The sequence below is a fragment of the Mucilaginibacter calamicampi genome, assembly GCF_042676765.1.
GTDB lineage: Bacteria > Bacteroidota > Bacteroidia > Sphingobacteriales > Sphingobacteriaceae > Mucilaginibacter > Mucilaginibacter calamicampi.
The window spans coordinates 20494-33534 of sequence record NZ_JBHTHU010000018.1; the positions used below are offsets into that span (position 1 = coordinate 20494).

The following is a 13041-nucleotide window of genomic DNA, read 5'->3' on the forward strand; positions in this document are numbered from 1 at the left end:
GTATTTGTTTGGTTATGATACAATGTTAAAAAACTATTTGCTCACAACGTAACACGCTTGGTCACTTAACATTCATATCCTCAATTAATGTTATTATCATCGCATTAAAAAATTAAATTTGCGGTTGCAAATATTCAAGGCAATTGGAAAGAACACTAATAATAGGAACACGCGGCAGCGAACTTGCTTTATGGCAGGCGCATTTTGTGCAGGATAGTTTGGCAAAACACAACATAGTAGCCGAACTGAAGATCATTAAAACGCAGGGCGACCGTATTCTGAATTTAAGTTTTGACAAGCTGGAAGGCAAGGGCTTTTTTACCAAAGAATTGGAGGAAGAGTTGCTGGCCGGAACAATTGACCTGGCCGTGCATTCGCATAAAGATCTGCCTACAGAGAACCCGGAAGGATTGATCATCGCGGCTGTTTCAGAGCGCGAGGACCCGTCTGAACTGCTGCTGATATTGAAGGACTGTGTTGATGTGAAGCAAAAGCTGTCTGTAAAATATGGTGCTATTGTAGGTACGTCCTCTAACCGTCGTAAGGCGCAGTTACTGGCTTATCGCCCCGATCTGGAAATTGAAGAATTGCGTGGCAATGTGCCTACCCGCATACAAAAACTGCGCGACGAAAGCTATGACGCCATTATGCTGGCTAAAGCCGGCGTGCATAGGTTAGGCATTGATCTGAGCGAGTTTCATGTGGAAGAGCTTACTCCGAATGAATTGATACCCGCACCCGCGCAGGGAGCGCTGGCTATACAGATCCGCGAAAGCGATACTGAGCTATTTGAGGCTTTACAGATCCTGCACCATGCAGATGTAGCCGAAGAATTGTCTGTTGAGCGCACTTTGCTAAAAATGTTTGGCGGTGGCTGCCATTTGCCTTTGGGCTGTTATTGCCGCAAGGAAGACGACCAATACCAGGTGTTTACCTCGAAAGCTGATGAGGGTGACCAATTTCCGGATAGGCTGTTTATTGAAGCACCTACTACGGAGGGGCTTGCTAAAAAGGTATTCAGTTATTTTGAAGAGGGCCGCAAATTACCTTCAAGTGTTTTTATATCACGAGAGGTATCTGAGCAAAGCTACTTCCGCCGTGCGCTGGCAAAACATAATATACATATAGATGGCCGCTCGCTTATACGTACCGTACCTATTATAACCAAGCTTGATTCGTACATCTTAAAACATGTCGACTGGCTTTTTTTCAGCAGCAAGAATGCGGTGGAGTATTTCTTTCAACTGCAACCCCAATTACCTAAAAATGTTAAGTTTGGTGTGGTAGGAGCAGGGTCTGAAGAGATGCTGCGCAGAAAAGGCTATTTTGCTGATTATGTAGGAGTTGGAAACGATACTACCGAAATAGCCGAAGAGTTTGCAAAACTGGTAACCACGGGTGATACCGTTATGTTCCCGGGAGCGAAGGATTCTTTAAAAACGGTGCAAAAGGGTTTATCTGCCGATGTTAAAGTGATAGACCTGCCTATTTATGAGACCGTATTAGAAGACGATGTAGAAGCATCGGGCGCTGAGGTGCTGGTGTTTACCAGCCCATCAAACGTAGATGCTTATTTTGTTGATAACCTGCTTGACCCCTACCAAAAGGTAATCGCCATAGGCAAATCAACCGGAATGAAATTTGAAGAAATGGGTGTTAAGTACAGGCTGCCGTTCTCGCCGGACGAGGTGGGGTTGGCAGAGGCGGTGTTTGGGATTAATTAGTCCATAGACAATGGTCCATAGTCCATGGCTGTTGTTTAAATTTTTATTATAAGAATACCATGGACCATCGACTATGGACCATGGACTAAAAGCATGAACCAACGACCAAGAAGAAATAGAAAAAGCGAAATTATCCGCCAGATGGTGCAGGAAACGCATATCAGCGCGGCTAATCTGATATTTCCGCTGTTTATAGTTGATGGCGTAAATCAAAAAACGGAGGTTGCTTCTATGCCGGGTTTGTACAGGTATTCAATAGATAACCTGCTGCGCGAGATAGAGAGCTGCCTTAAACTGGGATTGTATTCTTTCGACCTTTTTCCTAATGTAAACGAGGAACTTAAAGACAAGTACGCTACCGAAAGCTACCGCGAAGAAACCTTGTATTTACGCGCCATCAGAGAAGTTAAGGCAAACTTTCCGGAGGCTTGTGTGGTTACCGATGTGGCAATGGACCCTTACAGTATTGACGGGCACGATGGCATTGTGGAGAACGGCCAGATATTGAATGATGAAACACTGGAAGTTTTAGGCAAAATGGCTTTGGCACATGCGCAATGCGGTGCCGATATTATTGCACCAAGCGATATGATGGATGGCCGTGTGGGATATATCCGCAAGGTGTTAGACGATAATGGTTTTACCAACGTTTCCATCATGTCATACACCGCTAAATATGCCAGCGCGTTTTATGGGCCTTTCAGGGATGCGTTAAACTCGGCACCTAAGTTTGGCGATAAAAAAACTTACCAGATGAACCCTGCCAACCAGCAGGAGGCATTGATAGAGGCACGTTTAGATGAGACAGAAGGAGCTGATTTTTTAATGGTGAAACCTGCTTTGGCTTATTTAGACGTTATAAAATTATTAAAAGATAATACCCAACTGCCTGTTGCAGCCTATAATGTAAGCGGCGAATACGCCATGTTAAAAGCAGCGGTACGCAACGGCTGGTTAAACGAGCAGCGGGCAGTAACAGAAGTATTAATGGGCATACGCCGTGCGGGTGCAAGCGCGATATTAACTTATCATGCTAAAGAGGTGTTGGAGAATAAATGGTTGTAACCCCCTAACCCCCTAAAGGGGGAACTATGGCGGGTAATAATAAATAATAAATAGAAATGTAAACTCCCCCTTTAGGGGGTTGGGGGGCAAATGTTAGACAGTATAAAAAAAATGTTTTCGGGGGATGAGGATGTCGCGGTAAGCACAACAGGCAAACCGGATATCAGCAGGGAAAAATCGGCAGAATTATATGCTAAGGCAAAAACGTTTTTTCCGGGTGGGGTAAACTCGCCGGTAAGGGCTTTCAAGTCGGTTTATGGTACACCGCTTTTTATTAAAAAAGGCGATGGCTGCCGGTTGTGGGATGCTGACGATAACGAGTTTATTGATTTTTGCTGCTCATGGGGGCCGCTTATTTTGGGCCATAACCATCCCAAGGTCAAGGATAAAGTGATAGAGGTAATGCAGAACGGCATGTCATTTGGCGCGCCTACCGCGCTTGAAAACGAGCTGGCTGAGCTGATCCTTAAAAACAATAAATTTATTGAAAAACTGCGCTTTGTAAGCTCGGGGACAGAAGCTGTGATGTCGGCTATCAGGCTTGCCCGTGGTTATACTAAGCGCGATAAAATATTAAAGTTTGAGGGCTGTTACCATGGCCACTCAGATTCATTACTGGTTAAGGCAGGCTCTGGCCTGGTTACCTTCGGCGAGACATCTTCCGCCGGTGTACCTAAGTCTTTTGCAGACGAGACCATTGTTATCGGCCTAAATGATGTTGATGCCCTTAATAAAGCATTTGCTGATTTTAAAGGCCAGATAGCCGCGATTATTATTGAGCCTATACCGGCCAATAATGGCTTATTGCTGCAAAGCAAAGAATACCTGCAAACCCTGCGCGATGTATGTACCGCCAATGGTGCGCTGCTGATATTTGATGAAGTAATTTCAGGCTTCCGCGTGGGCTTTGAAGGAGCTGCCGGGCATTATCAAATTAAACCCGACATCATTACTTACGGAAAAATTATTGGCGGTGGTTTACCTGTAGGCATGTATGGCGCATCTGCCGAAATAATGGGTCATGTTTCGCCTGATGGCGGTGTTTACCAGGCAGGTACACTATCCGGTAATCCGGTGGCTATGGCGGCCGGCATAGCGCAATTGACAGAACTGCTTAAATCAAGTTTTTATAAGGACCTGAATAACAAAACGCAGGAATTTGTAGATGCTATACAGCGTTTTGCCACGGCCCGTAGTTATAAATTTAAAGTTTTCAGCATCGGCTCTATCTTCTGGTTCGCGTTTACTGATAAGGCAAGCATTAGCAACGCCGACGAAATTGACCCGGCCAGCATGGAGAAATTTAAAGTAATGCACCGCGAGCTGATCAATCGGGGGATATATTTCGGTCCATCGGGCTACGAGGTTGGCTTTATATCATCGGCCCACAACAAGATAGACCTTGAAAAAACAAAAAGAGCTATATTTGATAGTTTAGATCTGGTATTTAAAAAATAGTTGGCAGTTTGTAGTTAGCAGTTGGCAGTGAGCCGGCTGCAAAAATCTGCAAACTGAGAACTGTATACTGCAACCTGAATGAAAAAGCCATTAGTAATATTTTACGCCATTATTATCTACGCCGTTGCCGAATTGGTATGGTGGGGATATATGCTGGTAAAGATGCAGCCGGAGCGTAAAGGCATGATCATGAGCGAGGGCATGATGTTTGGTTTGGTGCTGTTAGCGGGAGCGTTTTACATGCATAAATCATTGGCGCGTGAGCGTAAATTACAGGAGCAGAAAAAGAACTTCCTGCTTTCTGTAACGCATGAGTTGAAGTCGCCGCTGGCGTCAATAAAGCTATTGCTTCAAACCATCCAAAAACGCGACCTGACAAAAGTGCAGATATTAGATTTTATAGATAAATCTCTGCTGGATATTGAGCGCTTAGACGATATGGTAGAAAACATGCTGCTGGCCTCAAAAATTGAAAACAGTTCGTATACGTTCCCTAAAGCTAAGTTCAATTTATCGGTGTTGGTGGATAGCATTGTTAACCGCCTGCAAATAACCAGATGTGATGGTAACCAACAGATAATTGATGCGGAAATTGAACCAAAAATTGAAATAACGGGAGACAAATTTGCACTTACATCAGTAGTTACCAACCTGATAGAGAACGCTATAAAGTATTCAAAACCCTGCGAAACCGTTGAGGTTAAGCTGTTTGCGAAGGATGGGCGCATACATTTTAAAGTGGCCGATCACGGTATTGGTATAGCCGATGCCGAGAAGGTTAGAATTTTTGACAGGTTTTACCGTGTAGGTAGTGAAGATACAAGAAATACAAAAGGTACAGGTTTAGGCTTGTATATAGTGAAGCAGGTGTTGGATAAGCACGAAGCCAGTATAAAGGTTAAAGATAATCGCCCGGTGGGGAGCATTTTTGAGGTAGTGTTCGGGTAAAAAGATATGACAATGGGATTGCAGGGATAATTGGGAATTTTGGTAACTCTGCACGATTATTGATTATGAGGGATAAAAAGTTGTCATGCTGAAGTTGTTTCAGCACCTCACAAACCAAGCAAAGCCGCTTAGCGTATGGGATGCCAAAACAAGGTCTGCATAACGTTAAGAAAAAATTTACTGCATAAACACAACTCACATGCAAACCAAAAAAAGAATTCTGTTAGCCGAAGATGAGGATCATCTTTTAGAGGCTATAAAGCTTAACCTTGAGCTTGAAGGCTACAAAGTATCAACCGCCAATAATGGCAAAAAAGCTTTACAAATATTTAAAGAGGAACGTTTTAACCTGGTTATATTAGATGTAATGATGCCGGAGATTGACGGTTTTGTGGTTGCTGAAACCATCAGGCTGGAAAACTCAGAGGTGCCTATTATGTTCCTTACCGCTAAAAACACCAACGAGGACAAAATTGCCGGATTGAAGAAAGGCGCGGACGATTACCTTACCAAACCTTTTAACCTGGAAGAGCTGATTTTACGCGTTAACAACCTGGTAAAACGCAGCTTAAAAGGCGATGACCTGAAAGAGTTTAACAGCTATAAAATTGGCGATAAAACCATCCATTTTAACTCGTTTGAATTGGTTAATGGCGATGCATCTATCACGCCGCTTACCAAAAAAGAGACCATGTTGTTAAAACTGCTGATAGAGCGCCGTAACGAGGCTGTATCGCGCGAGCAGATATTGGAAACCGTGTGGAACTATGATGTTTATCCATCAACCCGCACCATTGACAATTTTATCCTAACCTTCCGTAAATATTTTGAACCCGATCCGAAAAACCCGGTTTACTTTCACTCTATACGTGGGGTAGGCTATAAATTCACAGATCAGCATTAATGTTTACCAACCGGGCACGCATACTTGTTACAGGGGCATTTTTAGTATTATTGGCGGTTGCATTGCAGTGGCGGGTTTACGAGTTGGTAGGCGTTATTGTGATGTTTATAGGCTTGCTGATATATGGCTACTTTAAAGAAGGCACGGTTATTATGGCAGCCAAAGCGTTCCATAATAAAAATTACGACCGGGCCGAAGGATTACTAAGCCAAATAGGCAAACCCGAATGGCTAAGCAAACAGCGCCGCGGTTTTTACGAGTTTATAATGGGCGGCATTAAGCTGCAACGGCAGGATTTTGAAGAGGCAGGAAGGCATTACGAGTTAGCGGCTCAATATCCGTTGCGGTCGGCAAATGACCATGTTGCGGCACTGGTGCATGTGGCCAATATTAACATTCGTTTAGGTAATTTTGAAAAAGCGAAAGCTTATTTACAGCTAACAGATCAGCACGAAGCAAAGACAACAGCCAAAATGAAGGAAGTAATTAAGAAACTTCATCAAGAGCTGGATAAGAAATAAAGAATAACCGTCATGCCGAACTTGTTTCGGCATCCCATTACGCGGGTTAGCCTGTCCGTGGGATGCTGAAACAAAGTCAGCATGACGTTGAAGACAAAAAATGAGAGATTCACTATTAATAAAAGCAGCATTTTCTGAGGCAACCGAACGCCCACCCGTATGGATGATGCGCCAGGCAGGGCGGTTTATGCCGCAATACTGGGAGATAAAGAACAAGTACTCCTTTTTAGAAATGTGCAAAACGCCGGAGATTGCCGCAGACGTTACTATGCTGCCGGTTGATCTGTTGGATATTGACGGAGCCATTTTATTTTCGGATATATTGGTAACCGGCGAAGCCATGGGCGGCGACCTGAGCTTTGAGGCTAATATTGGTCCGCGGTTTGCCAACCCTGTACGTACCAAGGCTGATATTGATAATTTAAATGTGGATTGCATTGATAAATTGCAATACGTTGCCGATGCCATCAAAGTAATTCAGCAACGGTTGAATGGCCGCATCCCGCTGATTGGTTTTGCAGGCGCGCCATTTACTGTGATGAGTTACCTGGTTGAGGGTGGGTCATCAAAAGATTTTAAACGCACTAAACTGATGCTACATAATGAGCCGGAAATGGCGCATCAGCTGTTATCAAAAATTGCAACGGTTACGGCCGATTATTTGAATATGCAGATAGCTGCCGGTGTAAATGCCGTACAAATATTTGATAGCTGGGCGCAGGCTTTAGCATGGGATGATTATAAAGAGTTTTCGCACAGATATATCACTGAGATCATCAGCAAATTAAACAGAAAAGATATTCCGGTTATATCATTCTGTAAAGGAAGTTCAGTTTTTGCACCGCTAATGGCAGAGGCTAAGCCCGATGTTATTTCTATCGACTGGAACGTTGACCTGCTGGATATGAAAAAGCGTTTGCCGCAAGGAGTAGCCGTGCAGGGCAATTTAGATCCGCATATATTGTATGCTGATAAAAAAGTAATTAAGGAGCGTATTCACCGCTTATTTGAGCACATGAAAGGTGAGAATGGTTACATCTTCAACCTGGGTCACGGCATTATGCCCGATATTCCGTTTGATAATGTGAAGTACGCGGTAGAGGTTATAAAAGAGTACCCCCTAACCCCCTGAAGGGGGAACAATGGCGGGTTAGGCATTGAATAGAAAATTTTTAAACTTTGAGTTCCCCCTTTAGGGGGTTAGGGGGCATGGGCCAATATTACTATTACATCCTTTCCATACACATCATCTTTGTAGTCTGCTGGATGGCGGGGCTGTTTTATATTGTGCGCCTTTTTATTTACCACACCGAAGCGCAAGCCAAACCCGAGCCGGACCGCACCATCCTTTCTAAACAGTTTGAAATAATGGAAAGTAAATTGTGGTGGGTAATAGCCACACCGTCCATGTACCTGGTGCTGGCAGCGGGTATTGCTATGCTATGTTTAAGCGAATGGTTAACACAGCCCTGGATGCACATAAAACTAACTTTTGTTGCTGTTTTAATTGCCTACCATTTCATCTGCCAGCATAAAATGTTGCAGATGCGAAAGGGTATTTATAAATGGTCATCAATTCAGTTACGTTTATGGAATGAGCTGGCTACACTGATTCTTTTTGCCATAGTTTTTTTGGTGGTATTAAAAAACTCACTTAACTGGATATTCGGTGTTGTGGGCATAGTGGCATTCGCCATTGTATTAATGTGCGCGGTAAAGATCTACAAGCACTTCCGCGAAAAGAAATAGGCTTGTAATATAATGGCCAAGCCATCGTTTTCATTATTAAATAGTTATTTTTGCAGCAATGAAAGGCTCTAAAGTTTTACTTACATTCCTGGCACTTGGTTTACTGGTATTTGTGGTTACGCAAGCCAACGCGCAATGCGCCATGTGCAGCGCTACAGTTGAAACCAGCAATGCTAACGGCGGTGGTGCAACCAGCGGCCTCAATAATGGCATAATGTACCTTTTAGCGGCACCTTACCTGGCTGTGGCTGTAGTTGGCTATATATGGTACAAAAAATACCGTAAAAAGGATATCCCTATGGAAATGCGCAACGAGAAGCTGCATTTAAACTAATAGCTTATGGCTAACACATCAAAACTGTGGGCAATGCTGCATGCCAAATGCCCGCGTTGCCGCCGGGGCGATATGTTTAGCGGCGGAGTTTACAACCTTGGCTTCAACAAAATTCATCTTAACTGCCCCCATTGCAATTTATATTTTGAGATAGAGCCCGGCTATTTTTACGCGGCTATGTATGTTAGTTATGCTTTAAACGTTGGTTTATCTGCTACTTTAGCGCTCATAACGTATTTGCTTACCAATAATACCACGTCGCCCTGGTTATATATAGGCGTTATAATTGGAGGGTGTGTTTTATTGGGGCCGGTAATTTTCAGGGCATCACGCGTATTATTATTATATTGGTTGTCGCCTAAAATACGTTATCAACCCTACCTGGATACTGATGATACAAAAGCAAACATTTGAGTTTTTAGCAGAACTTGCAGATAATAACAACCGCGAGTGGTTTATGGATAACAAGCAACGCCATGATGCCGCCCGCGAAAATGTTATTGATTTTGCCGGTAACCTGATAACAGAAATGCACAAAATTGATCCGGCTGTATCGATAGAGCTCGACCCTAAGAAATGCGTGCTGCGCATTTACCGCGACGTACGCTTCAGTAAAAACAAAACCCCTTATAAAAATAACTTTGGCATAAGCTTACCTACTACCGGGGTAAAGGCGGGCGGAGCAGAATATTATTTTCAGGTGCAGCCCGGAAAATCTTTTATTGCCGGTGGCTATTGGATGCCCGAAGCGGCCCACCTTAAAGCCATACGCCAGGAAATAGACTATAACGGGCACGACCTGAAAACCATAGTAGACGATGCCGGTTTTGTTAAATTATTCGGTAAATTTAGAGATCAGGATAAATTAAAAACGCTGCCGCGCGACTATAGCGCTGACAATGAAAATATTGAACTGTTAAAACTGAAAAGTTTTATAGCCTGGCACCAGCTAAAAGATAAGGACCTGATGAAAGCGGACCTGGTAGAAAAGATAACTGCTATATGCAGCAAGATCTATCCGCTTAATGTTTTTTTACGCAACGCAATTGTTTAACACATAACCTTAATAGTATGAAGATAAAGTATTTTGTTTTGGCGACCATTTTAGCAACAACACTGCACTCGTGCGTTGTATTATCGCCAAAAAAATACAAAGGCCTGTTGGCCCAGCGCGACTCATTATCTACCCGAACCGGCACCCTTGAAGATCAGGTTGTCCGTTTAGAAGGCGATACCGCGAAACTACACCGCGATATTGCAGGCCTGCGCCGGGATATTGCCGCTTTACAGGGAAATTACAACACGCTTAACGATAAGTACGGAGCGCTGAATACCAGTTATAATTCGTCAACATCAAGGGTTAGCCAGTTATCTTCAGATCTGCAAAAGCGCGAGCAGCGTTTAAAAGAGGTAGAAGACATCCTGAAAAAGCGTGATGAAGCAACCAATGCACTGAAGGATAAACTGCAAAAAGCCTTATTGGGTTTCCAGCAAAATGGGCTTTCTGTTGATATTAAAAACGGAAAGGTTTATGTATCCTTAACTGATAAGTTGCTGTTCCCATCAGGCAGTATAGTTATTGATGACCGTGGTAAAGCCGCTTTAAAGCAATTGGCGCTGGTAATGCAAAAAGAGCCGGATATTAACATGGCTGTTGAGGGCCATACCGACAATAAAAAGATAATTAACCTGGGGCAGATAAAAGACAACTGGGACCTGAGTGTGCTGCGCGCTACGTCAGTAACCCGTTATTTAACCGAAGTAGAAAAGATAGACCCGAAAAGGTTAACGGCTACAGGTAAAGGCGAGTTTCAACCGGTTGACGTTGCCAACACCCCTGAAGCATTATCTAAAAACAGACGTATAGAGATTGTATTGAGTCCGAAGTTGGATGAGTTATATAATTTGATAACGAAGTAAGTTTATAGAGATACAACTTAACTGTGTCATTTCGAGCAACAGCGAGAAATCTATACATTGATATTCCGCCGTGCTTAGCGTGTGTATAGATCTCTCCTTAGGTCGAGATGACATAGGAGTTAATTAGCAATAAAAGCAAAAGGCCCGGATAAAATCCAGGCCTTTCTTGTTTAATACTTTATCTTAATCCACCGCTTTCATCAGCGTATTAAACATCACAAATTGATTTTCAAATTTTTGAAAGTGGAGCGCTTGTAATTGCTGAAGATGCACAGCTGCAAATTTGTTGTAGTTCTCCCTGCTATCCGCAAAATATTGTATACAAAAGGTTACCCCTTCGTTAGGCGAATCAAGTACGTTTAAAATGGTAAAGCGCTTAAAATGCCCGGTAGCCATTACCTGCGGAATATATTCCTGCTGCATCCAGCTTAGCCATTGCCTGTGTATGGCTTCATCTACAATTACGGTTTCGTTATACACGATCATGCCGCAAAAGTAGGGAATATATTACAGGTTCTCTGTGTTGTCGCCGCGTAAAATACGGAAGCGTTTGCGTGCATCATTTATCCAAAGGCTGCCCGGGTAATCAGTAATTATTTTCTGATACAAAGTTTTAGCCTGCTCTTTATCATTCAACTGATTATCATAAATATCGGCCAGCATGTAAACCGCGTCATCAGCCCAAAGCTCAGTTGGGTTTTCTGTAAATATTTTTTTAAGCTGAACTATGGCCTCGGTATAATTTTTTTGCTGAATATATATCCTTGCTTTAGACATCAATATATCATCAGTAAGGATATTATTCGGATACAAAACATTAATGCTATCCAGCACAACCATAGCCTTCTCCGGCTCCTGCGAAAATATTAACAGATCTGCTTTTGCGTATACTTTTAACGCGCTGCCTGCGCTATCTGCCGACAGGTTATCAGTAACCAGTAATGACAGGTTCAACGCGTCATTAGCTATCAGCTGCGAGGTTGCTGATTTCAATACCATTAACTGGCTTTTAGCAAAGGCAAAATCGCCGGTGTAGTAAGAAAATTTTGCATTCCTGAACTTGGCATCCTGACCCATAGCGGTATTGGGATTGTCTTTTTCTACCTGGCTGTATAGCAATGTAGCTTCCCAGGGCAGCTTGTTTAACAAGTAAATATCTGCCAGATCCAGCTTGCAGGAAGCTGCCAGCTCTGCACGTACGTTGGGCATTTTACCTACTTCTTCTAAAAGTTTCTGCGCGTCGTCCAGCTTGTGCAATTTAAATGCCTCCAGCTTTGCCAGCCTTTGCATGGCATATACGGTTGATGAGTTTCGGCCCAGTTCGGTTAACAGATCCAGGTAGTCTTTTTCCAGCCCTACCAGGTCGTTAAAAACATATTTGCCGCTGGTTATTTTCAGATTCTTAGCATCTATTAACTCAATTTTTGCCGATGTGTACCATGGCTGGGTTTTACCCTTGTTTATAACAAATTCGTAGCCGCGTATGGCAGCATCATAGGCTTCGTTAATTACCAGGGTGCGGCACAGGTCGTAAACATCACCGCCGTCGCTGTTGGTGCGGCGGCTAAGCGCCAGGGTTTGGTTAAGTGCCTGGTCGTAATCCTTTTGCTGCATGTACATCCACGTCAGCATATTAATAAAGATGATCTGCTGCGGGTCCTTTTGTATCCTTTTTAAAAGAGCTGTACGCAACATGTCGTAATCCTCATCGCCCTCGTACAAGGTTGACAAGGTGTATTGCGCCTGCCCCAAATAGCCCGCGTTTGTTGGTAAAAAATTAAGAAACTCTTCTGTTATATTTATTTTATCGCGTTTATAGCGGTACAGCGTTATCAGTTCGTTGGCAAAAAGTTCGTCTTTGCCTATCTTCTTTCGCCCTTGTAAAAAGGTTTTAATAGCATAATCAACATTGCCCGCCTGGTAAAATTGCGATGCCACATTACTTATCTCGCTCGGGTTTGCGGGTATGCCCTTTATTAGGTCATCATATAACAAATTCGCCTTTTCTTTTTCATTTTTTTTGGTGTAAACACCACCCAATGCAATAACATATTTGTTATTTTTAGGATATTGTTTAACCATTTTTTTGGCCGCGGTTTCGGCAATATCAAATTTTTGCAGTTCAAAAAGAGTGTTCAAATAAAATGAAAAATACGCCTCGGCATCTTGTTTGTATAGTTTATCATAAAGCTCAAGGGCTTTTTCCGGCTCGCCATTGGCTGTATACTGGCGGGCCAGCGCAAACTCATTGCCTTGGGCCAATAGCCTTGCAGAGCAAAGTAAAACCACAAATAAAAATCCTAAAAAGCGTTTCATAGCGTTAAAATTAATTATTTATATTGTTGATGTGTTGCGAATTAACATTTAGTAACGCCTTGTAAGGGTAAAATTGTGGTGACAAAGAAAAACACGGCTACA

14 protein-coding genes are annotated in these 13041 nt (G+C 43.0%); 12 read left to right on the plus strand and 2 right to left on the minus strand.

All coding sequences use genetic code 11. The features are described from left to right. The first annotated feature begins 143 nt into the window (after positions 1-143). The 12 genes from hemC (at position 144) to ACFQZS_RS13495 (ending at position 10623) form a co-directional block, all read left to right on the plus strand. Positions 144-1724 (plus strand): hydroxymethylbilane synthase, encoded by a 1581-nt coding sequence (gene hemC / locus ACFQZS_RS13440; RefSeq protein WP_377101053.1) that lies wholly within the window; start codon positions 144-146, stop codon positions 1722-1724. Between the two features lie 93 nt (positions 1725-1817). After that, positions 1818-2789, plus strand: coding sequence for a porphobilinogen synthase (hemB, locus tag ACFQZS_RS13445; RefSeq protein WP_377101055.1), 972 nt, complete (start codon positions 1818-1820; stop codon positions 2787-2789). A 90-nt stretch (positions 2790-2879) separates the two neighbouring features. Beyond that, positions 2880-4247 carry a glutamate-1-semialdehyde 2,1-aminomutase gene (gene hemL / locus ACFQZS_RS13450; RefSeq protein ID WP_377101057.1) on the plus strand — a complete coding sequence of 456 codons (1368 nt, stop codon included), beginning with the start codon at positions 2880-2882 and terminating at the stop codon, positions 4245-4247. Between the two features lie 78 nt (positions 4248-4325). Then, entirely contained in the window at positions 4326-5195 is an 870-nt protein-coding gene (locus ACFQZS_RS13455; protein WP_377101059.1) for a sensor histidine kinase, read from the plus strand. 199 nt (positions 5196-5394) lie between these two features. Continuing rightward, complete coding sequence (locus ACFQZS_RS13460) at positions 5395-6099, plus strand: response regulator transcription factor (RefSeq protein ID WP_377101061.1); 705 nt, start codon at positions 5395-5397, stop codon at positions 6097-6099. Continuing rightward, entirely contained in the window at positions 6099-6620 is a 522-nt protein-coding gene (locus ACFQZS_RS13465; protein WP_377101063.1) for a tetratricopeptide repeat protein, read from the plus strand. The genes ACFQZS_RS13460 and ACFQZS_RS13465 overlap by 1 nt, the downstream gene beginning before the upstream one ends. 100 nt (positions 6621-6720) lie before the next feature. Next, on the plus strand, positions 6721-7752 hold the full coding sequence (hemE, locus tag ACFQZS_RS13470; RefSeq protein ID WP_377101065.1) for a uroporphyrinogen decarboxylase: 1032 nt from the start codon (positions 6721-6723) through the stop codon (positions 7750-7752). 77 nt (positions 7753-7829) lie between these two features. Then, on the plus strand, positions 7830-8369 hold the full coding sequence (locus ACFQZS_RS13475; RefSeq protein ID WP_377101067.1) for a CopD family protein: 540 nt from the start codon (positions 7830-7832) through the stop codon (positions 8367-8369). A gap of 58 nt (positions 8370-8427) precedes the next feature. Next, positions 8428-8703, plus strand: a complete 276-nt coding sequence (locus tag ACFQZS_RS13480) for a hypothetical protein (RefSeq protein ID WP_377101068.1) — start codon at positions 8428-8430, stop codon at positions 8701-8703. Between the two features lie 6 nt (positions 8704-8709). Next, entirely contained in the window at positions 8710-9117 is a 408-nt protein-coding gene (locus ACFQZS_RS13485; RefSeq protein ID WP_377101070.1) for a DUF983 domain-containing protein, read from the plus strand. Beyond that, positions 9095-9757: a DUF2461 domain-containing protein gene (locus ACFQZS_RS13490; protein ID WP_377101071.1), complete on the plus strand. Its 663-nt coding sequence runs from the start codon at positions 9095-9097 to the stop codon at positions 9755-9757. The genes ACFQZS_RS13485 and ACFQZS_RS13490 overlap by 23 nt, the downstream gene beginning before the upstream one ends. A gap of 17 nt (positions 9758-9774) precedes the next feature. After that, positions 9775-10623 (plus strand): OmpA family protein, encoded by an 849-nt coding sequence (locus ACFQZS_RS13495; protein WP_377101073.1) that lies wholly within the window; start codon positions 9775-9777, stop codon positions 10621-10623. Between the two features lie 183 nt (positions 10624-10806). On the opposite strand, the gene ACFQZS_RS13500 is transcribed toward ACFQZS_RS13495, so the two are convergent. Both ACFQZS_RS13500 and ACFQZS_RS13505 read right to left on the minus strand, forming a co-directional pair. Then, on the minus strand, positions 10807-11109 hold the full coding sequence (locus tag ACFQZS_RS13500) for a DUF4286 family protein (protein WP_377101075.1): 303 nt from the start codon (positions 11107-11109) through the stop codon (positions 10807-10809). A 21-nt stretch (positions 11110-11130) separates the two neighbouring features. Next, a complete protein-coding gene (locus ACFQZS_RS13505) occupies positions 11131-12939 on the minus strand; it encodes a tetratricopeptide repeat protein (protein ID WP_377101077.1) in 1809 nt (602 codons plus the stop codon). Positions 12940-13041 lie beyond the last annotated feature (102 nt).